Origin of the sequence: Streptomyces neyagawaensis (assembly GCF_023516595.1) — a bacterium.
Lineage (GTDB): Bacteria > Actinomycetota > Actinomycetes > Streptomycetales > Streptomycetaceae > Streptomyces > Streptomyces neyagawaensis.
Genome location: NZ_JAMGBG010000005.1, coordinates 133,323 through 153,636 on the forward strand (window position 1 = coordinate 133,323; position 20,314 = coordinate 153,636).

Annotated in this window: 16 protein-coding genes; 9 read left to right on the top strand and 7 right to left on the bottom strand. The window is 71.9% G+C overall.

Going from position 1 to position 20,314, the window contains the following annotated elements; all coding sequences use genetic code 11:
• Nucleotides 1-170 precede the first annotated feature (170 nt).
• Nucleotides 171-2,864: a cellulosome protein gene (locus tag M8J73_RS02955; RefSeq protein ID WP_079054845.1), complete on the bottom strand. Its 2,694-nt coding sequence runs from the start codon at nt 2,862-2,864 to the stop codon at nt 171-173.
• 304 nt (nt 2,865-3,168) lie between these two features.
• On the opposite strand from M8J73_RS02955, the gene M8J73_RS02960 reads away from it, so the two are divergent.
• The 6 genes from M8J73_RS02960 (at nt 3,169) to M8J73_RS02985 (ending at nt 11,254) form a co-directional block, all read left to right on the top strand.
• On the top strand, nt 3,169-4,218 hold the full coding sequence (locus M8J73_RS02960; protein ID WP_055538864.1) for a LacI family DNA-binding transcriptional regulator: 1,050 nt from the start codon (nt 3,169-3,171) through the stop codon (nt 4,216-4,218).
• A 183-nt stretch (nt 4,219-4,401) separates the two neighbouring features.
• Nucleotides 4,402-5,646, top strand: coding sequence for a sugar ABC transporter substrate-binding protein (locus M8J73_RS02965; RefSeq protein ID WP_055538863.1), 1,245 nt, complete (start codon nt 4,402-4,404; stop codon nt 5,644-5,646).
• Between the two features lie 21 nt (nt 5,647-5,667).
• Nucleotides 5,668-6,654 (top strand): carbohydrate ABC transporter permease, encoded by a 987-nt coding sequence (locus M8J73_RS02970; RefSeq protein ID WP_055538862.1) that lies wholly within the window; start codon nt 5,668-5,670, stop codon nt 6,652-6,654.
• Complete coding sequence (locus M8J73_RS02975) at nt 6,651-7,475, top strand: carbohydrate ABC transporter permease (protein ID WP_055538861.1); 825 nt, start codon at nt 6,651-6,653, stop codon at nt 7,473-7,475. The genes M8J73_RS02970 and M8J73_RS02975 overlap by 4 nt, the downstream gene beginning before the upstream one ends.
• Before the next feature lie 81 nt (nt 7,476-7,556).
• Nucleotides 7,557-9,314 carry an amylo-alpha-1,6-glucosidase gene (locus M8J73_RS02980; RefSeq protein WP_055538860.1) on the top strand — a complete coding sequence of 586 codons (1,758 nt, stop codon included), beginning with the start codon at nt 7,557-7,559 and terminating at the stop codon, nt 9,312-9,314.
• Between the two features lie 59 nt (nt 9,315-9,373).
• Nucleotides 9,374-11,254 (top strand): RICIN domain-containing protein, encoded by a 1,881-nt coding sequence (locus M8J73_RS02985; protein WP_249828188.1) that lies wholly within the window; start codon nt 9,374-9,376, stop codon nt 11,252-11,254.
• Nucleotides 11,255-11,304: 50 nt separating this feature from the next.
• Here the strand turns inward: M8J73_RS02985 and M8J73_RS02990 are convergent, their stop codons facing one another.
• Together M8J73_RS02990 and M8J73_RS02995 are read right to left on the bottom strand one after the other, a co-directional pair.
• Complete coding sequence (locus M8J73_RS02990; protein ID WP_249828189.1) at nt 11,305-11,622, bottom strand: SUKH-4 family immunity protein; 318 nt, start codon at nt 11,620-11,622, stop codon at nt 11,305-11,307.
• Between the two features lie 53 nt (nt 11,623-11,675).
• A complete protein-coding gene (locus tag M8J73_RS02995; RefSeq protein WP_107465644.1) occupies nt 11,676-12,023 on the bottom strand; it encodes a VOC family protein in 348 nt (115 codons plus the stop codon).
• 131 nt (nt 12,024-12,154) lie between these two features.
• Here M8J73_RS02995 and M8J73_RS03000 point away from each other — a divergent pair, with 131 nt between their 5' ends.
• Nucleotides 12,155-12,727 (top strand): MarR family winged helix-turn-helix transcriptional regulator, encoded by a 573-nt coding sequence (locus M8J73_RS03000; protein WP_055542893.1) that lies wholly within the window; start codon nt 12,155-12,157, stop codon nt 12,725-12,727.
• Nucleotides 12,728-12,930: 203 nt separating this feature from the next.
• Nucleotides 12,931-15,615, top strand: coding sequence for a winged helix-turn-helix domain-containing protein (locus M8J73_RS03005; protein ID WP_249828190.1), 2,685 nt, complete (start codon nt 12,931-12,933; stop codon nt 15,613-15,615).
• 28 nt (nt 15,616-15,643) lie between these two features.
• Here M8J73_RS03005 and M8J73_RS03010 read toward each other — a convergent pair whose 3' ends face one another.
• From M8J73_RS03010 to M8J73_RS03025, 4 genes are read right to left on the bottom strand one after another with little or no spacing between them, the layout of a single operon-like run.
• The gene (locus tag M8J73_RS03010) at nt 15,644-15,793 is read right to left on the bottom strand and encodes a hypothetical protein (protein WP_249828191.1); all 150 of its coding nucleotides are present in this window, start codon (nt 15,791-15,793) and stop codon (nt 15,644-15,646) included.
• The gene (locus tag M8J73_RS03015; protein WP_249828192.1) at nt 15,780-16,787 is read right to left on the bottom strand and encodes a zinc-dependent alcohol dehydrogenase; all 1,008 of its coding nucleotides are present in this window, start codon (nt 16,785-16,787) and stop codon (nt 15,780-15,782) included. Before M8J73_RS03015 ends, M8J73_RS03010 begins: the two co-directional genes overlap by 14 nt.
• 11 nt (nt 16,788-16,798) lie before the next feature.
• Nucleotides 16,799-17,659 carry a fumarylacetoacetate hydrolase family protein gene (locus M8J73_RS03020; protein WP_249828193.1) on the bottom strand — a complete coding sequence of 287 codons (861 nt, stop codon included), beginning with the start codon at nt 17,657-17,659 and terminating at the stop codon, nt 16,799-16,801.
• Nucleotides 17,660-17,698: 39 nt separating this feature from the next.
• Nucleotides 17,699-18,547, bottom strand: coding sequence for an IclR family transcriptional regulator (locus M8J73_RS03025; protein WP_249828194.1), 849 nt, complete (start codon nt 18,545-18,547; stop codon nt 17,699-17,701).
• Nucleotides 18,548-18,594: 47 nt separating this feature from the next.
• Here M8J73_RS03025 and M8J73_RS03030 point away from each other — a divergent pair, with 47 nt between their 5' ends.
• The gene (locus tag M8J73_RS03030) at nt 18,595-20,310 is read left to right on the top strand and encodes an IlvD/Edd family dehydratase (protein WP_206187774.1); all 1,716 of its coding nucleotides are present in this window, start codon (nt 18,595-18,597) and stop codon (nt 20,308-20,310) included.
• Nucleotides 20,311-20,314 lie beyond the last annotated feature (4 nt).

The following is a 20,314-nucleotide window of genomic DNA, read 5'->3' on the forward strand; positions in this document are numbered from 1 at the left end:
CAGGAAGCAGCGCGGCGCACGGACAGGCGCGACGCGCGACAGATCAGCAGTCGGGAGGTCTCACACGGTGTACAACGGCACGTCCTTGATCGGGCGACTCGGGTCGGCAGCACGGTAGCGGCGCGCGTCGGCGTCGTTCCACCGATTTACGCGCGCCGCACCGGCCCCGACTACCTCGCGGCCAGCGGTGTCACACCGATCCGGTCGATGACCGGGGCGTACGGCGACCGCTGGTCGTACTGGTTGGAGGTGTCGCCGTCGAAGTCGGGCAGTTCCTCCGCGGTGAAGGTGAGCCGGTTGGCGCCTTTCTTCAGGGTGACGGGGACGGTCAGGTCCCAGAAGTTGTTGAAGTGGAAGGTCGTCGGGAACAGGATCCGCCGGGTCGCGCCGCCGTTGATCGAGAGGTCGGCGTGGCGGGCGATCGGGTCGGGGTTGTAGTGGGTGGCGGGTGCCTGCTCCGCGTTGGAGTAGCTGATGGTCAGCGCGTGCCGGCCGGGCCGCTCGGCGACGACGTCGAACGTCAGCGCGTTGGCCCTGCCGTCACCGATGTCGGTGACCGCCCTGCCGTTCGAGGCGAAGGTGAACGCGTCGGTCACCCTGGCGGCCCCTGTCACCGTGCCGTCCTCCGCCTGGTACACGCGGGTCTTCAGGGAGCCGGTGGACGGGGCGACCAGGAGCCGGTCGAGGGTGAGTTCACGGGCGGCGCCGGTGACGGTGATCTTGTTGATGCCGCCGGAGAGGAAGACCCGCACCCGGTCCGTGCCCTTCCTGGCCCCGCCGACCTCGGGCACGTCGAGGCGCTCGCCGTTGAGCGAGAGGCCCGCCCGACCTCCGCCGAGGTGGTCGACCGACACGGTGGCCTCGCCGTCGCCGGGCGCGTACACCCAGAACGTCGCCGAGTCGCCCTTCGCCAGCGGCACGGTGCCGGGACCCGAGGCGCCGGGCCGGCCGTAGTCCGGCCGCGTCCCGGAGAGCGAGGCGTACGCGGCCTCGTAGATCGCGGGGGCGGTCACCTGCTCGTCGCGCAGGGCGAGGTCGATCTTGTCGATGATCGCGTCGCCCTTGGTGACGCCGAGGTCGGGGTCCTGTGCCGCGAGCGTGATCCGGTGTGTGCCGGCGGTCAGTTCGACCGTGGTGTCGGTGTGGCCCCAGACGACCCACTTGTAGCCGAGCGGCAGCCGCAGCTCCCGTGGATCCTTCCCGTCGACCCGCAGGAAGACATTGGTCGGGCCCTGCTCCTTCACCAGGTCGTACAGGTTGTAGGAGTTGGCGAAGACGCTCAGGTCGTAGGTGCCGTCCCGCGGGACGTCGACGTCGAAGGCCAGGACCCCGTCGGAGCCGGTGCGCAGCCCGCCCACGTCGTAGGCGCCGGACGTCGCGAATTTGCCCACGTCCGAGGGTGTCCCCTCGGGGCCGTTCCTGGAGTACCCCTTGCCGGTGTAGGTGGCGTTCTCCGCCTCGTAGGTCCGGCGCCAGCTCACCGACGGCGCGGCTGGCTCCCCGCCGTTGCCGCCGGGGGAGAGGATGACCTGGTACGCCGACATCTCGTTCATGCCGGTCATCGGCAGGGTCACCGAACCGTCGGCGCCGACCGTCACCTCCCGGTCCGAGAGCCGCAGCGGCTGCGCCGAGTCACCGACCTGGCCGGTCCACGGGATCTCCTGGACCGTGGCCCGCACGGTCGTCCCGAACAGCGCGGGGTCGATGTTCCGGAACACGATGTCCGCGTCACCGCCCTGCCCGCCGAAGAGGGCCCGGGACTGTTTCTTGTCCTCGTCCAGGGTCGCCACGCCCTGGAGCGTGTACTGCTGGTTGGGGTGCGGGGCGGTCACCTCGACGGTGTGCCCGGACATCTGCGCGTAGGCATGGAACAGCCACCACTGGCCGTTGCCCTTGTTGGCCTCCACGGCCGAGTCGTTGAGGTTGCCGTCGATGTTCCAGTACGCCAGGTCGGCGTCGATCTTGGACTCCTCGATGGCGGAGATCCACTGGACGACCTGCCCCGGCACCGACAGGTGGTAGTTGTGGCCGTACTCGTTGACATTGATCGGCAGCGGGCCGACGCCGATCTCCTTCTCCCACCGCCGGTAGGTGGCCACGCTCGTGCGGACCTTGGCGGGTGAGGACAGCTCGTGCCAGGTCATCACGTCCGGCACGACGTCATGGGCCTTCGCGTACCGCAGGAAGCCCTTGATCTCGTCGTAGAGGACCGAGGTGTTGGGGCCGGCGATCCGCGCCTCGGGGTCGAGGGCCTTGATGAGCCGGTAGGTGTCCTTCCAGGCCGCGAAGAAGTGCCGCGGGTCGTCGAGCCAGGAGACCTTGTCGTAGCTCCACTCGCCCGTGCCGAACATGTTCCCCTCGGGTTCGTTGAAGGGGACGTAGACGACATGGTCCTTGTACGCGCCCATCGTCTTGACCTGGGCGACCTGCTTGCTGATCTTCTGCTGGAAGTCCGCGAGCCGTGCGGGGCCGTCGGCACCCGGCCACTGGTAGGGGAAGCCGCGGTAGATGTCGGTCATGTAGATGTAGACGTCCTTGCCGCCGGAGTCCACGAACGGCGGAAGCATCTCCAACGCGTCGGCGCCCGGATGCTGGGGACCGTCCTGCGCCTTCGTCGACACCGTGCGCAGCCCCATCCCCTCGATGAGGTTGCGGCTCGGTACGCCGTCGCCGTAGACGCCGTACAGGGAGCCGGAGGCGCCGCCGTGGAAGGCGCCGGTGTCGGTGCCGAGATCGATGACGAGCCGTTCCGGCTCCGCCGCGCCGGCGGTGCCCAGGGTGGGTCCGGCGAGCACGGTGGCGAGGGCCGTGACCGCGGTGGCACCGGCTGCCGCGGCTCGGATGCTGCTGCGATTGCGTCGCACTGAGGTCTCCGTGAGGTGATCCGCCCAGGGCCGAACCGGTTCGATGGGACGCGGGGTGGGGGAGCCCGGCATCTCGGGGGTCGAGTCGAGGACCGAGTGACAGTCGTGCGGCTCTGTCGAACCGGTTCGCCGGAACCTAGCATCGCCGCATGCCCCCAGCAATACTCCTGACAGGGACCCGTGCACAGGCCGCGCAGAGTTCGGCGCGAGGGGTTGACAGTGCCCGGGGCGGCTCCTACGTTCCCTTCACGCGAACCGGTTCGACGAACGGTTCGCCCGCGAACCGGTTCGACGAGGGAGTGCCGTGAACATCGGTGAGATCGCCAAGCGGGCCGGTGTCTCGCGGAGCACCGTGTCGTACGCGCTGAGCGGCAAGCGTCCGGTGTCGGACGAGACCCGCGAGAAGATCCAGCGGGTCATCGACGACCTCGGGTACCGGCCCAACGCGAGCGCCCGTGCTCTCGCCAACGGCCGGACCAGCACGATCGGTCTGGTCTTCCCGCCGGCCGGCAACCACTACACCGGGATGCAGCTCGACTTCATCGGCAGTGTCGTGGAGGCCGCGGCGGCCCATGACTACGACGTGCTGCTGTCGCCGAGCGGTGTGGACAGCGACCGGTCGTTCCAGCGGCTGCTGGGGGAGCGGCGGGTCGACGGGGCGATCCTGATGGAGATCAGGTTGCGGGACGACCGGGTCGATCACCTGGCCGAACTGGACTTCCCCTCCGTCACCATCGGCCGCACCGCCCGGCCCGAGGGCACCTGGTGGGTGGGCCTGGACCACACCGCGCTGGCCGCGGCGTGCGTCCACCACCTCGCCGACCTCGGCCACCGCCGGGTCGCCTTCGTCAACCGGCCCGAGCAACTCCTGCGGGCGGGCTACGAGTCCGCGCACCGGGGGCTGGACGGCTTCACCAAGGCCGCCGCGGAACGCGGGCTGACCGTACAGACGTACTGCTGCGGCGACGACCCCGCCTCGGGGCAGGCGTGCCTGGAGCGGATCCTGCACGACGACCCGGCCACCACGGCCCTGGTCACCCTGAACGAGGCCGCCCTGGGCGGTCTCTACCGGGGGCTCGCCCACGCGGGCCGCCATGTACCGCGCGACTTCTCCGTGACCGGAGTGGTGGCGTCCCGGTGGGCGGAGACGGTGACCCCGCAGCTCACCGCGGCGGACGTACCGGCGGAGGAGATGGGCCGGCGCGCCGTCGACCTGCTCATCGAGCGCCTCGACCACCCCGGTGCCGCTCCCCGCCACCACCTCCTCGCCCCGCCGATCTCCCTGCGGGCCAGCACCGGCCCCGCCGGCGGCGCCTCCTTCGCCGACGCCCCGACACCCTTCAGCCCCTCCTGAACCGCGACTCCCAGAGCCGCCGACCCCCGAGCCGCAAGCCCGAGCCGCACTCCTTCTCCGCACCGGTCACCCGGACCCGACACCCCTGACATGGCCGTTCGGTGTGCCCGTATGCCTCTCTTCCGCCCCTCTCACGGCACAGCCGTGCCTGGAAGCAAGGAACCCGCCATGCGTAGAACCGCCATGCGTAGAACCAGAAGCCGCCGTCTCCTCGCCACGGCCCTGACGACCGTCGTCGCCGTCGTCGGCACCGCCTGCTCCTCCGGTTCGGGCAGCACCGGTGCCGCCCAGGACGCGGACGGTGGCACGTACACGATCTGGGACCCGTACCCGCAGTTCGACAAGGGCTCGGCCTGGGCGAAGCTGCTCGACGACTGCGGCACCAAGGCCGGGGTCAAGGTCAAGCGGACCGCTTTCGACACCAGCGACCTGTCGAACAAGGCGCTGCTGGCCGCGCAGCAGGACAACTCCGCCGACGTGCTCATCGTCGACAACCCGGTGGTGTCGACGCTGGCCGAGGCGGGCGTCCTCACCACGACCGACGAGAACGAGCTGGACACCTCCAAGACGGACCCGAACCTGCTCGCGGCCGGCCAGTCCGGCGGCAAGACCTACGGCACACCGATCGGCGCCAACACCCTTGCCCTCTACTACAACAAGGAGGTGCTGAAGAAGGCCGGTGTGGACGTCGCCTCGGTGAAGGACTGGACGTCGCTGACGGCGGCGCTGGCGAAGGTGAAGAAGGCCGGCAAGAAGGGCATCACGTTCTCGGCGATCGGCACGGAGGAGGGCAGCTTCCAGTTCCTGCCGTGGTTCTGGGGCTCCGGCGCCCAACTGACCGACCTCGACTCCGACCAGGCCGTCTCCGCGCTGTCGCTGTGGAAGGGCTGGCTGGAGAAGGGGTACGCCCCGAACTCGGTCATCAACAACACGCAGACGACCAGCTGGCAGGAGTTCGCGAGCGGCGACTACGCGTTCGCGGAGAACGGCACCTGGCAGCTCGCAGGCGCCGAGAAGGCGGGCTTCGACTACGGCGTCCTGCCCATACCCGGTGTCAACGGCGGCAACGCCGCGGCCCCGACCGGCGGTGAGTTCGTGACCCTGCCCGTGCAGGGCGACACCGGCCGCTACGCCACCGCGCGGAAGCTGGCCACCTGCCTGACCAGCACGCAGAACCTGTTCGACACCGACACCACCCTGTCCTACGTGGCTCCCACCGCCGAAGTGCAGGACAAGCAGGTCGCGGCCAACGCCCAGCTCAAGCCCTGGGTGGACGCGGTCAAGGCGGCCAAGGGCCGTACCAGCGACGACCTGGGCACCAAGTACCCGAAGATCTCCGAGCAGTTGTGGAAGGCCGTCCAGTCCGCCCTCAGCGGTGCCGGGTCTCCGAAGGACGCGCTGGCCAAGGCGCAGTCCGCCGCCCGGTGACCGGGAACGGCCGGTCCGCAGATGAATCACGTGACACACATGCCGGATCGCCGGCCCGCACAGGTCCGTAAGGGGGCGGCGGCCACCGCCGCCCCGCGACCTGCCGACGCGCGAGCACGGCGCCGCCCGACCTCCCCGCAGTGGGCCGCCTGGGCGTTCCTCGCCCCGGTCACCCTCTACCTCGCTCTCTTCTACGCCTATCCGCTCTACCGCAACCTCGACCTGAGCCTGCGGAACTACACGGTCCGGTCCTTCGTCCAGGGCGACGCGCCGTTCACCGGCCTGGCCAACTACACGAAAATCTTCGACGACCCGACCTTCGCGCCCGCCCTGCTGCACACCGTCGTCTTCACCACTGTGTGCCTGGTCTTCCAGTACGCGATCGGGCTGGCCCTCGCGGTCTTCTTCCACCAGCACTTCCGGCTCTCGGCGACCCTCCGGGCCCTGTTCCTGGTGCCGTGGCTGCTGCCGCTGATCGTGTCCGGCTCGACCTGGTCGTGGATGCTCAACAGCGACTCCGGCATCGTCAACGCGGCCCTGCACACCGTCGGCATCGGCCCGGTGAACTGGCTGACCTCCCCCGACTGGTCGCTGACCTCGGTGATCATCGCGAACATCTGGATCGGCGTCCCGTTCAACCTGGTCGTGCTCCACAGCGGCCTCCAGTCCATCCCCGAAAACCTCTACGAGGCCGCCGCCCTCGACGGGGCGAACGCCTGGCAGCGGTTCTGGCGGATCACCTTCCCGCTGCTGCGACCCGTGTCGGCGATCACGCTGCTGCTGGGGCTGGTCTACACGCTCAAGGTCTTCGACATCATCTGGATCATGACCAAGGGCGGCCCCGCCGACTCCTCGACCACCTTCGCCACCTGGTCCTACCAGCTGGGATTCGGCAATCTCCTGCCCGCCTTCGGGCCTGGCGCCGCCGTCGGCAACCTGCTCGTCGTCGCGGCCCTGGTGTTCGGCCTGATCTACCTGAAGGTCCAGCGAAAGCAGGCACTGTCATGAACCGAAGCGCCGCACGCTCCTGGTGGAAGACCGCCCTCGGCCTCCTCCTGACCGGGATCATGCTCTTCCCGGTCTACTGGATGCTCAACGTGTCGCTCACCCCCGAGCAGGACATGCGCAAGAGCCCACCGGACCTCTTCCCCGCGCACGGCACCCTCGACGGCTACCGCACCGTGCTGGACGAGCAGGTGCCGTACCTCGGCACCAGCCTCGTCGTCGGCCTGGGCACCGTCGTCCTCACCGTGGCCCTGGCCGCGCCCGCCGGGTACGCGCTGGCCAAGCTGCGCCCGCGCGGCGGCGGCATCCTCAGCTTCCTGCTGCTGGCGGCCCAGATGATCCCCGGCATCATCATGGCGATGGGCTTCTACGCCATCTACCTCCAGCTCGGTCTGCTCCAGTCGGTGCCCGGCCTGATCGTCGCCGACTCCACGCTCGCCGTCCCCTTCGGCGTGCTCATCTTCACCGCGTTCATGTCCGGCATCCCCGGCGAACTGCTCCAGGCCGCGAAGACCGACGGCGCCGGGGCGCTGCGCACCTTCGTGTCGATCGTCCTGCCGATGAGCCGCAACGCCGTCGTCACGGTGTCGCTGTTCGCGTTCCTGTGGTCGTGGTCCGACTTCGTCTTCGCCGGGACCCTCGTCAACGGCGGCGCCCACGAGCCGATCACGCTCGGCATCTACCACTACATAGGCAACAACAACCAGGAGTGGAACGCCATCATGGCCACCGCCGTCGTGGCCTCCCTGCCGGCCGCGGTCATCCTCGTCCTCGCGCAGCGGTACGTCGCCGCGGGCGTCACCGCCGGCGCGGTCAAGGACTGACCTCCCCCCTGCTCGCCCTCACGGCTCCACCGCCTCCCGGTGGCGGCGAGATCCCCCCTGCCCGAGAAACGAGTGACCCCCATGACCGCCGCACCGTCCGGCCCGGCCTTCTCCGTCCACGACATCCCCTTCAGCACGTACGGGTCCTGGTTCGGCATCTCTCCCGTGCTGGCGGAGAAGACCCGGGCCGAGGACCTCCACCTCGTCTCCCACCAGAACGGCATGCACGCCGTGCTGCGCCTGGTCCCCCTGGACCCGGCGACGGGCGGCCGGACCGACACCCGCGTCGAGGCGACCCCCGGCCTGCTCACATGGACCGGCCCGACCGGCCGGGTCGACCTCGCCTACGAGACACCGGACACCGTACGGCTGCGGGGCAGCGGCCTCGCCCTCGCGCTCCGGGCGGCCGCCCGGACCCTCACACCGTTCAGCGGCACCTACTTCTACCGGGAGCCCGGCACCGACGCGTACGTCCTCACCTCGTACGAGACCGGGCGGCGCTACCGGATCACCGTCCTGTCCGGCACCGTCACCGAGGCGCCCGGCGCGCAGGCGCTGGGCGGCGCGGACCGCGGTGTCACCGTCGGCGCCGAGGCCGGCGGCCCCTGGGAGGTCGCCGTCGAGGAGTACGAGACCGCACGCCGCCCCTACGCCTCGACCGCCGGCTTCGACCAGGTCGTGGCGGCCGCGCGCACCGCGTTCACCGCGTTCGCCGACCGTGTGGCGCCCTGGCGCTCGGCCGCGACCCCGGCCGCCGAACTCGCCGCCTACGTGTTGTGGTCGGCGACGGTCCGCCCACGGGGCTTCGTGACCCGGCCCGCGGTGCTGATGTCCAAGCACTGGATGGACAAGGTGTGGAGCTGGGACCACTGCTTCAACGCCCTCGCCCTCGCCCCCGGCGCCCCCGACCTGGCCTGGGACCAGTTCTCCCTGCCCTTCGACCACCAGGACGAGGCCGGTGCCCTGCCCGACTCGGTCACCCACTCCGAGGTCCTGCACAACTTCGTCAAGCCCCCCATCCACGGCTGGACCCTCGGCCTGCTGCGCCGACGGCTCCCCGAACCCCTCACCCACGCACAACTCACCGAGGCGTACGACCGGTTGACCCGCTGGACGGACTTCTGGCTCACCGCCCGCCGAGCACCCGGTGCCGCCCTGCCCCACTACCAGCACGGCAACGACAGCGGCTGGGACAACGCCACCACCTTCGACCCCGCACGTGTCGTCGTCACCGCCGACCTGGCCGCCTTCCTCACCCTGCAACTTCGCGAACTCGCCTCACTGGCCGACGAGTTGGGGCGGCCGGACGACGCCCGCCGCTGGACACGGACGGCCGACGAGACCCAGGCCGCGATGCTCGACGACCTGTGGAAGGGCGACCGGTTCGCCGCCCGGGCGGCCGACACCGGCGAGACCTGGACCAGCGCGAGCCTGCTCGACCTGATGCCCATCGCCCTCGGGGAGCACCTGCCGGAGTCCGTCGGCGCCGCCCTCGCCGACCGGATCGAGACCCACCTCACCCCGCACGGCCTGGCCACCGAACAGCCCGACTCGCCGCACTACCTCCCCGACGGCTACTGGCGCGGCCCGATCTGGGCGCCGTCCACCGTGCTCGTCGAGGACGGTCTGCGCCGCGCCGGCCACCACCGGCTCGCCGACCGGATCAGCGCCCGCTTCCGCGCCCTGTGCGAGACGTCCGGCTTCGCCGAGAACTTCGACGCCCTCACCGGCACGGGCCTGCGCGACCGCGCCTACACCTGGACCGCCGCCGCCTACCTGCTCCTCGCCGAGGCCCCCACGCTCCGCCCCGCCGACCCGGCCCGAACGGCCGGTGGCTGACAGTCCACCCGGGCCGAGCCGCGCCCGGGCAGTACCGTCCGACCCCCAGGAGATGCACTATGCCCACCCGTCGTAGACGTGCCTCGCTCAGCGGCGAGCACGGACCGGTCCGCCCCGGAGCCCGCCGTCCGCGTGGTGCCGTCGCGCTGACCGCGCTGCTCGTGTCGTTCGCCACCGCCGTCGTCGTCCCCGGTGCCCCGGCGCGCGCGGCCGACACCTCGATCACCGTCGACTTCTCCACCGCCGGCGGTGCCCCCACCTACCGGGCCTCGGGGACCATCTACGGGATGACCGAGAATGGCTCGCTGCCCCAGGACCACTTCTACAAGGACATCAAGTGGAGGTTCATGCGGGCGGGAGGAGCCCAGCTGGACAAGCCGGGCGGCTGGGTGGCCGGTAAGTACGACCGCCGGTGGACCAGCACCCTGGCCCAGTACAAGCGGACCAAGGCGCTCGGCGGAACCTTCGTCATGCTGGTGCACGACTTGTGGGGCGCGGACGGGACCACCACGCCCACCTTCCCCGGTGACAACGGGGACTGGTCCGGCTTCGACGCCTTCTACGACCGTCTCCTCGGGGATGTGAAGGCCGCGGGCATGACCGACATCGAGTGGGACATCTGGAACGAGCCCGACTGCCGCTCGTTCTGGGGCTCGGGCCAGGCCCAGTACCTGCAGATGTGGAAGCGCTCCTACCAGAAGATCCGGGCCGCCGTCCCCGGCGCCGTCGTCGTCGGGCCGAGCACCTGCAGCAAGCCCTCCGGGAGCAACACCTGGTGGAACACGTATCTCGACTACGTGAAGGCGAACGACGCCGAGCCGGACACCTACAGCTGGCACGATCTGCCCGGTGACCCGGTCGCCGACAGCAACGCGGTGAAGTCCATGCTGTCGGCACGGTCGATGACGACGAGCCGTCCGTTCCAGGTCAACGAGTACGCCGGCACCAGCGAGCAGAACCCGGGCCGTGGCGGCTGGTACATCTCCCGCCTGGAGCGGGCCGGGGCCGACGGCCTGCGCGCCAACTGGGCGTCCGCGAACAATCTGCACGACTTCCAGGCGAAGCTGCTCACGAAGAACAGCACCGGCCAGTACCTGCCGCTGGGCGAGTGGTTCCTCTACCGGTACTACGGTTCGCAGACCGGGAACGTCGTGAAGGTCACGGCCGGCAGCAACACCGACGGGCTGGCGACCAAGGACAACGCCGCGCGGAACGCCAGGATTCTGCTGGGCAGCAACGGCAACACCGGCAACGTCACCGTGAACCTCGACCGTCTCGACACCACCTCCGTGGTGGAGAACAGCCGGGTCCGCGCGATCGTCCAGCGCGTACCGAACAACGGCGGCGCCGCGGTGACCGGCCCGGAGACGGTCTCCGACCGGACCCTGACCGTCAGCGGCGACTCGGCCTCGGTGAGCGTGCCGTGGACGAACGCCTCCGACGGCTACACCGTCACCCTGCTCCCGCCGTCCGACACCACCGTCTCCACCGTGGCCGTCGCCCAGCACAGTGGCCAGTGCCTGGACGACACCAACCGCTCCACCGCCAACGGCACGCAGTACCAGCAGTTCCACTGCGAGGGCGGCTACCAGCAGATGCTGGACTTCAAGCCGGTCGCCGGGCGGGCGGACACCTACACCATCGTCAACGAGCACAGCGGCAAGTGCCTGGACGTCGCCAGTGCGTCCACCGCCGACGGCGCCGCGGTCATCCAGTACACCTGCAACGGCTCCACGAACCAGATGTTCACCCTCAAGCCCGTCACCGCCCTCGGCAACGGCCAGGACTACCAGCTGGTCGCCGTCCACAGCGGCAAGTGCGTCGACGTCAGCCAGATCTCCACCGCGGCGGGCGCGAAGATCCACCAGTGGCCGTGCGACCCGGCGAGCGCGCTGAGCACCAAGAAGAACCAGATCTGGCGCCTCCTCGGCAAGATCTGACGCACTCGGGGGGCCGCGGACGGCAACCGCGGCCCTCTTCCGGAGCAGACCTACTGGAGGCGTTGAGCGGCGCGTGCGAGATTGCGTCGGTAGAGGGCTACGGCCTGCTCCGCCGGGAGGTTCGGGACGGTGACCGTCTCGCCGGTCTCCTTGGAGACCACGACCTTGGCGCCGCCCGGCGGAGCGGGCAGCGGACGGCCGGAGGGATCGGTGCGGGGCGGAAGGACCGCGTACACCAGATAGCCGACGTCGAACTCGTGGACGTGCAACTCGGCGGGGGAGCCGTCGGCCGACCGCGGCCGGGCGTACCGGGCCCGGACCAGCGCGACGGCCTGCTCCGGGGTGAGGGGCGGCGTACCGGAAGCCATGGGTGTCGTCCTGCGTGTCCTGTCCGAGGGAGGGGGCGGCCGGCGGGCGGCGGTCAGAGCTGGGCGGGGGCGCCGCCGAAGCCGATCTCGTTGCCGTCCGGGTCGTGGTACGTGATCTTGCGGACGCCGTTGGCGTACGTCTCCCGGTTCGCGGGCTTCAGGCCCCGGTCCGTGATCCCCTCGACACGGGCGTCGAGGTCGTCGACGAACACGGTGTGCAGGGCGTGACCGCCGCGCCCCGGCCGGTGCTCGATGTACACGTACCGGTGCTCCGCCAGCTCCCACACGGCCTCCGTGTCGTTCGGGATGAACGTCGGCGGCGAACCGAACAGGCGTTCGTACCAGCCGAGTGCCGCTTCGTAGTCGTTGACGAGGACGCCTGCGAACAGTTCGACGGACATGACGCCATGGTAGGGCCGAGGCGCTCTCCGGGCGGGGGACGTGATCACCGCTCGCGTCGCCGCGCTCCGTACAATTTGGAGCCGAACGACATCTGAGATCCGATGTGCCCATGGCGTCAAGGAGTGTGCCCGTGCCCGGCCAACGATCCATCACACAAGCCGAGAAGCTGGCGGAGGCGAAGCTCGGGGGCATCCCCGTCCGCCACGAGCAGATGGCCGTCGTCGCCAACATCTACCGGGCCGCGTCGGCGGTGCGGCAGCACCTGGAGAACTCGGTGCTGCGCGGCGCCGACCTGACCTGGACGGCGTTCGTCGTGCTGTGGGTGGTCTGGATCTGGGGCGAGTCGGAGACCCGGCACGTCGCGGAGGAGGCGGGCATCTCCAAGGGGACGCTCACCGGGGTCTCCCGGACGCTGGAGAAGCGGGGGTTGCTGCGGCGGGCCGGGCACCCCACCGACGGCCGGCTGGTGCTGCTCAGCCTCACCGAGGAGGGCGAGGAACTGATGCGGCGCGTGTTCCCCGCGTTCAACGAGGAGGAGGCCTTCGTCGCCGCGCAGCTCGACGTCGACGAGTGCCGCAGCGTCGCCGACGGACTGCGGCGCGTCGTCCTCCAGGTCGAGGAGCACGGCGAGGAGCGCCGCCTCGCCCTCCTCGACGGCGCGGCCCCGGCTCCCCGCCGCAGCGGCCGCCGGCCGCAGTCCTAGCGAGCCGCGCGCCCCTGGCGGAGCGAAGCCCTTGGCCTGCCCCGCCCTTTCTCCGGCCCCGCCTTGGCTCGGGCGCAGCCCTCGTGGCCCGTCTCTCGAACGGCAGGGCCCCGAACGGCAATGTTCCGCCGGACGGGCGGGCAGGCGTGAACACTGGGATGCTGAGGACGGACAACCTGTCCACGACCTGACGAACGCAGGTGGTGAGCGCCGTGGCTGGGGTCGAGCACAACGCATCGGGGGGAGCCCCTGAGCGGGCCGACCCCAAGGGCGACCCGTTCCTGCGGACCCGGTTCGCCGTACCCGTACGCCCGACCACGTTCCTGCGCCGGGACCGGCTGGTCGCACGCCTGGACGAAGCCGGGCGGACGCCGCTGACGCTCGTGGAGGGCGCCGCCGGCGCGGGCAAGACGCTGCTGGCCGCCGACTGGGCGGCCGGGCGGGACGGCCCCGTGGCCTGGCTCACCGCCGACACCGTCGGCCAGGTCGGCGGCATGTTCTGGGCGTACCTCCTGGAGGCCCTCCGCCTCTGCGGCGCGGGCCTGCCGGAGGTCGACCCGCCCACGGACGCCCGCCGAGTCGACCCCGCGACCCTGACCCGGCTCGCCACCGCGCTGAGCGCGCGCGAACGGCCCGTGACGGTGGTCCTCGACGAGTTCGACCGGGTCACCGCCCCCGAGGTGCCGGACCAGCTCGACTTCGTCCTGCACCACGCGGGCGCGGGGCTGCGCCTGGTCCTCGTCACCCGCACCGAACCGCTGCTGCCGCTGCACCGCTACCGGGTGGCGGGCGAGGTCACCGAGATCAGGGACGCCGAGCTGGCCTTCACCCCGGAGGAGGCCGCCATCCTGCTGAAGCTGCACGGACTGCGCCTCCCGCCGGCCGAGGCCGACGCGCTCGTGGAGCGGACCCGCGGCTGGGCGGCGGGGCTGCGGCTGTGCGCCCTCGCGGCACGCGAGAGCCCGCACCCGGAGACCTACCTCAAGGAGTTCGAGGCCGACCGCACCCCGATGGCCGACTACCTGCTGGCGGAGGTGCTCAAGCGGCAGACCCCCGAGACACAGGACCTCCTGCTCCGGACCAGCGTCCTCGACCGCTTCTGCCCCGACCTGGCGAACGCGCTGACCGGCCGCCTCGACGCCGAGCCCATCCTGGCCGGGCTGCACCGCGCCAACGCGTTCGTGGAGCACCTCGGCCACACCTGGTACCGCCTCCACCCGCTGTTCGGCGAGATACTCCGCGCCCACCTCCATGAGCGGGCGCCCGGTCTCGAACCCGAACTGCACCGCAGGGCCGCCGAGTGGCTGCGCGACTCCGGCTCCCTCACGGAGACCCTCGACCACGGCGCCGCGGCGGGCGTCTGGGACTTCACCGCCGGTGTCCTCGTCGACGACCTCGCCATCGGCCAGCTCTTCACCGGACTGCGCTCCGACGAACTGGCCGACCTGTTCTCCCGGATGAGCCCCGAGGCGACGAGCCCCGCCACCGACCTGGTCCGCGCGGCCCGCGAACTGGCCCGGCACGACGTCGACCGGGGCCTGGCCCACCTGCGGCACGCGGAGGAGAGCCTCGTGGCGCGGGGCCCCGCCGAGGACGCCACCGACCTCGCGGCCGCCTGGCTGAGCTGCGCCCTGCTGGAGGCCGTGGTGGCCCGGCAGACCGGATCGCCCGGCAAGGCGCTCCGGGCGGTGGCGGCGGCCGAGAGACTGAGCAACCGGATCCCCGCCGACCTGCTGGAGAAGCATCCGGAACTCACCGCGCAGCTCGTGGCCCACCTGGGCTCGGCCCTGCTGTGGGCCGGCCGCTTCGAGGACGCCCGTACGGCCCTGTCCTCGGTGGCCGACGCCTCCGGCGGAGCGGCCACCGAACTCCTGCGCGCCGACTGCCTGGGCCGCCTGGCGCTGATCGACTGCCTGAACGGCTGGACCGGCCGGGCGGAGCGCACCGCGCGCGCGGCGACGGCCGTGGCGGAGCGGTGCGGACCGCCGCAGCCGTCCGGCTGCGGTGTCGGACGACTGGTCCTGGCCGCCGTGGCCGTCGACCACGACGACCTCGCCTCCGCCGAGTCCCTCCTGGAGACCGTGGACAGCGCGGAGACCGTGCTGCGCGACCCGGTGCTGGACGCCGGTCAGGCCCTCACGACCGCGCGGCTGCTGCTGGCACGCGACCGGACCCGGGCGGCACTGCGAGCCGTACGGTCGCCCGTCCCCGCCGAGGTGGCCTCCCCCTGGGCGGAGGCGTGCACCACGCTGATCACCTCCGACGTCCACCTCGCCGAGGGCCGGCCCGAGGAGGCCGCCGAACTGCTCCGGTCACTGCCCGAGGACCAGCCCGCGTGCGCGGTGGGCGCCGCCCGCGCCCAGCTGGCGGCCGGCCGGCCCGACGTGGCGCTCGACCTGCTCGACCGGGCGCACCCGGAGGAGCGCGGCGGCCCCGCGGTGTCCGTCCGCGCCACCCTGGTCCGCGCGCAGGCCGCGTACCAGGCGGGCGACCCCGCCGCCACCCGCCGGCTCCTCGCCCGGGCCCTGCACCAGGCGCGCCGCGACGAACTGCGTCGGCCCTTCCAGGAGACGGGCCCCTGGATCCGGCCGTTCCTCGCCGCGCCGCCCCTGCGGGAACTGGCGGCGGGCTGGCTCCAGCCCGGCACCGCCCACCCGGACGCCACCCCCGCCACCGAGGACCCCGCGGTGATCGTGGAACAGCTGAGCGGACGCGAGCGGGACGTTCTGCGGCGGGCCGCCGAGATGATGTCGACGGAGGAGATCGCCGCCGACCTGTATGTGTCGGTGAACACCGTGAAGACCCATCTCAAGAGCGCCTACCGCAAGCTGGCCGTGAACCGCCGCAACGACGCGGTGCGGCGCGCCCGCGAACTCCGGTTGCTCTGACGGTCCCGGTGCCCTCCGGGGTGCGCCCTCAGCCCAGGCGCCGGACCACTGCCTCGGCTACTCCTTGGGCGCTGCCGGGGTTCTGCTCTCGGGGGTCGAGAGGCACCGGGCCGCCGGCGGTGCCGGCGACGGTGATCTCGTACCCGGCCGCGCCGTACCCCGCTTCACGGGGTGACATGGATCTTCGGTCCGGGTCCCGCGCCCGCCGGGCGTCGGCCGGCGAGGACGGGGCCGACCTCGTCGAGGCCCACGGTCGCGGCGACGAGCGGTCCGGGGTCGACCGTCGCGTCGGCGTACGCGCGGATCGTGGCGTCGAGACCGGGGGACGCGGACAGGATGCCGACCGCCGTGACGTCCTTGAGGACGAGGGCGCGGGTGTCGAGGTGACTGGGCTCCCCGGCCAGCCCGATGTACACGAGACGGCCGCCCGGCTCGACGAGTTCCAGGGCCCTCGCCGGCAGCGGGGCGGCGTTCGAGGCGTCCACGACCGCGTCGAAGGGCAGGTCGGGCACCGAGTCCTCCGTCCAGACGTGCTCGAAGCCCAGGCCGTGGGCGAAGGCGAGAGAGCCCTCGGTGGCTCCCATCAGATGGACCTCGGCACCGGCGGCACGCAGGAACATCGCGGTCAGCAGGCCGATCGTCCCCGGGCCGAGCACCAGGGCGCGGTCACCGGGGCTCGGCGCGGCGGCCCGCGCGGCGCGCAGGGCGTTGCCGCCCGGCTCGACGAGCGCGCCGAGGACGGCGTCGACGGAGTCGGGCAGGGCGTGCAGCGAGAAGACCGGAACGGCGAGCCGCTCCGCCAGCGCTCCGGCCCGCGCACCGCGGATGCCGACCTCCTGTCGCGCCTCGCACACATGCCGGCGCCCGCGCAGACAGCGGCGGCAGCCGCCGCAGCCGAGCATCGTGTCGCCCATGACGCGGCGGCCGATCCAGCCGGGGTCGACACCGTCCCCGACCTCCGTGACACGTCCGCACCACTCATGGCCCGGCCGTACGGGGTAGGCGGCGTGCCCCTGATGGAGGTAGGCCATCTCGCCGGTGAAGAACTCCACGTCGGTGCCGCACACGCCGACCCGTTCGACGTCGACCACGGCCTCGCCGGGGCCCGCCACGGGCGAGGGCACCTCCCGCACCTCGTACGCGCCGGGGCCGGTCAGCACGAAGGCACGCATGGGGCGTCGGCTCACCGGGGCGCCACGACGCGCTGCCGCTGGGTGCCGAGGTGCCTGATGCCCAGTTCCATCACGTCACCGGGCCGGAGATAGGTGGGCGGGGTCAGGCCCATGCCGACGCCGGGCGGGGTGCCGGTGTTGATGAGGTCGCCGGGTTCCAGGACGAGGAACTGACTGAGGTAGTGCACGATGAAGTACGGGTCGAAGATCATCGTCTTGGTGCTGCCGGTCTGCCGCCGCACCCCGTTGACGTCCAGCCACATGTCGAGCGCGAGGACGTCGTCGATCTCGTCGGCGGTGGCGAGCCAGGGGCCCGCCGGGTTGAACGTCTCGGCGGACTTGCCCTTGGCCCACTGGCCGCCCCGCTCCAGCTGGAAGCCGCGCTCGCTGACGTCGTTGACGACCACATAGCCGGCGATCGCGTCGCGGGCCTCCTCGACCGACTCCAGATAGGAGGTGCGGCGGCCGATGACGATGCCGAGCTCCACCTCCCAGTCCGTCCTCGTCGAGCCGCGCGGGATGCGCACGTCGTCGTTCGGGCCGATCAGGGTGTTGGGCGACTTGGTGAACAGGATCGGCTCGTCCGGCACCGGCATGCCGCTCTCGGCCGCGTGGTCACGGTAGTTGAGCCCGATGCACAGGATCTGGTGCGGGCGGGCGAACGGGGCGCCGACGCGCTCCCCGGCGAAACGCGACACCCGGCCCGCGGCCACGCGTTCGGCCACCAGGGGGCGTACGCGGTCCAGGCCGCCGGAGCCGAAGAAACGCTCGTCGAAGTCCGTGGCGGTGTCGGAGAGGTCGACATACGTCTCGTCGTCGATACGGGCGACGGGCTTCTCGTCGCCGGGGGCGCCGATGCGCATGAGGTACACGGGGCTGTCTCCAGGGTGGGGCGGGGGAGCGGGGGCGGGTCAGGTGTGCGGCCCGGCGAGCGGACCGAGCAGTGTCCGGATCTCGTCGAGCGCGTCCACCAGGGCGGTCAGGGGTGTCCGATAGGCGAGGGCACTGATGCTCACCGCGCCGGACGGAGCCGTGGGCGAGGTGAGGTACACGGGCAGGGCGAGGCAGTGCACACCGGCCTCGTTCTCCTGGTCGTCGCACGCATAGCCCTGGACGGCCGCCGCCCCGAGCGCGGCGTGCAGGTCGGCCGCCGTGCACAGCGTCCGGGACGTCCGGCGCTCGGGCGGCACGTCGCCGACCCACGCCCGGACCTCCTCCAGGGACGTCAACTCCCGGGCGAGCAGCACCTTTCCGACCGCCGTGGAGTGGGCGGGGTTGCGGCCACCGATCGTCGACGTCAGCCGGACGGCCCCCGTGGGCGGGTCGACCTTCGCGCGGTAGACGACCTCCCGGCCGTCCAGCACCGCGTAGTGCGCCGTCTCCCCGAACCGGTCCGCCAGCGCCTCCAGCACCGGACGGACCCGGACATGCTCGGGCCGCGCCTCGTGGTGCGCGAACGCCATGCGCAGGAACTCGTCGCCGAGCACATAGCGGCCGCTGTCGTCCTGGTCGGCGAGACCGGCCCGGCGCAGGGCGCCCAGCGCCCGGTGCACGGTCGGCTTGGGACTGCCGATCACCCGGGTCAGCTCGTCCAGACCCACCCCGTCGGGATACCGGGCCAGCTCCTTGAGCACGGCGAGCACCCGGTCCGAGCCCACGAGACGGCCACCCTCCGGGCCGGCCGCGCCGCCGTCCTCGGACCCGGTCGTGCCGGCCCCGGCGGGGTCTGTCGATTCGTCGTACGTCTGCGTATCCTGCATGGCGTTCCAGACTGTAGATCGTCGTACCGATTACTGGAAAGGGCTCGATGGTGAGGCTCCGCAGCGCGCAGTGGTACGAGGGGCAGGACCGCAACTCCTACATCCACCGGGCGTGGATGCGCAGAGGCGTGCCGGACGACGCCTTCACCGGCCGGCCCCAGATCGCCATCGCCAACACCGCCTCCGACCTCACCCCCTGCAACGCCCACCTCGACGAGGTGGCCGCCTCGGTCCGCAACGGCGTGTACGAGGCGGGCGGCATCCCCCTGGACCTGCCTGTGGTGTCGCTGGGGGAGACGAACGTACGGCCCACCGCCATGCTGTGGCGCAACATGGCGGCCATGGCCACCGAGGAGATGCTGCGGGCCAACCCCATCGACGGCGTCGTCCTCCTCGGCGGCTGCGACAAGACGATCCCCTCCCTGCTGATGGCCGCCGCGTCGGTGGACCTGCCCGCGGTGGTGGTCCCGGGCGGCCCGATGCTCAACGGCACCTTCCGCGGCAGCCTGCTGGGTTGCGGCACCGGGGTGTGGCAGCTGTCGGAGGAGGTCCGCGCGGGCACGCTCTCCCAGGAGCAGTTCCTCCGCTCCGAGTCGGCGATGATCCGCAGCCGGGGCCACTGCAACACGATGGGCACGGCGTCGACGATGGCCCTGGTCGCCGAAGCCCTCGGCACCGTGGTCCCCGGCGTGGCCGGCACCCCCGCCCCGGACAGCCGGCTGCTGGAGTCCGCGCACCACACCGGCCGGCTGGCCGTGGACATGGTCGCCGTCGACCGGCGGCCCGGGACCTTCCTGACCAAGGGGTCCTTCCACAACGCGATCGTGGCCCTCGCCGCCATCGGCGGCTCCACCAACGCGGTCGTCCACCTCCTCGCGATCGCGGGCCGACTGGGCATCGACCTGACGCTCGACGACTTCGACCGCATCGGCTCACGCGTCCCCGTCCTGGTGGACCTACAGCCGGCGGGCCGCTTCCTGATGGAGGATCTCCACCGCGCCGGCGGCCTGCTCGCCGTGCTGCGCGAGGTCCGCGACCTGCTCGACCCCGAGGCGCTGACCGTCACCGGCGAGCCGCTCGTGACGTACCTGGACGACGCGCCGATCTGGGACACCGAGGTCATCCGCACCCGCGCCGAACCGCTGGTCGCCGAGGGCGGCATCGCCGTCCTGCGCGGCAACCTCGCCCCCGACGGCGCCGTCGTCAAACCGGCCGCCGCCTCCCCGCACCTGCTCCGCCACCGGGGCCGGGCCGTCGTCTTCGACTCCATCGAGGACTTCCGGGCACGCATCGACGACCCCGACCTCGACGTGGACGCCGACTCCGTCCTCGTCCTGCGCGGCTGCGGCCCCAAGGGCTACCCGGGCATGCCCGAGGTCTCCAACATGCCGCTGCCGAGGAAACTCCTCGAACAGGGCGTCCGCGACATGGTCCGCGTCTGCGACGGCCGGATGAGCGGCACCGCCTACGGCACCGTCGTGCTCCATGTGGCCCCGGAGGCCGCGGCCGGCGGCCCCCTCGCGCTCGTCCGCACGGGGGACGTCATCGTCCTCGACGTCGAGGCCCGCCGCATCGAGGTCGACGTACCCGCCGACGAACTCGCCCGCCGCACCCCCGACAAGGCCACGGTCGACGGCTACGCCGCCCCCCGCCGCGGCTGGGAACGCCTCTACGTCGACCACGTCACGCAGGCCGACACCGGCGCCGACCTCGACTTCCTGACCGGCTCGAGCGGATCCGAGGTGAGCCGCGAGTCCCACTGACGGC

Bases quoted from the DNA above. Each gene is read 5' to 3' on its own strand.
- M8J73_RS03025 (WP_249828194.1), bottom strand. From the start codon at position 18,547: ATGCAGGATACGCAGACGTACGACGAATCGACAGACCCCGCCGGGGCC.
- M8J73_RS02970 (WP_055538862.1), top strand. From the start codon at position 5,668: ATGAATCACGTGACACACATGCCGGATCGCCGGCCCGCACAGGTCCGT.
- M8J73_RS02985 (WP_249828188.1), top strand. From the start codon at position 9,374: ATGCCCACCCGTCGTAGACGTGCCTCGCTCAGCGGCGAGCACGGACCG.
- M8J73_RS02990 (WP_249828189.1), bottom strand. From the start codon at position 11,622: ATGGCTTCCGGTACGCCGCCCCTCACCCCGGAGCAGGCCGTCGCGCTG.
- M8J73_RS03015 (WP_249828192.1), bottom strand. From the start codon at position 16,787: ATGCGTGCCTTCGTGCTGACCGGCCCCGGCGCGTACGAGGTGCGGGAG.
- M8J73_RS03010 (WP_249828191.1), bottom strand. From the start codon at position 15,793: ATGTCACCCCGTGAAGCGGGGTACGGCGCGGCCGGGTACGAGATCACC.
- M8J73_RS02965 (WP_055538863.1), top strand. From the start codon at position 4,402: ATGCGTAGAACCAGAAGCCGCCGTCTCCTCGCCACGGCCCTGACGACC.
- M8J73_RS03030 (WP_206187774.1), top strand. From the start codon at position 18,595: ATGGTGAGGCTCCGCAGCGCGCAGTGGTACGAGGGGCAGGACCGCAAC.
- M8J73_RS02995 (WP_107465644.1), bottom strand. From the start codon at position 12,023: ATGTCCGTCGAACTGTTCGCAGGCGTCCTCGTCAACGACTACGAAGCG.
- M8J73_RS02980 (WP_055538860.1), top strand. From the start codon at position 7,557: ATGACCGCCGCACCGTCCGGCCCGGCCTTCTCCGTCCACGACATCCCC.
- M8J73_RS02975 (WP_055538861.1), top strand. From the start codon at position 6,651: ATGAACCGAAGCGCCGCACGCTCCTGGTGGAAGACCGCCCTCGGCCTC.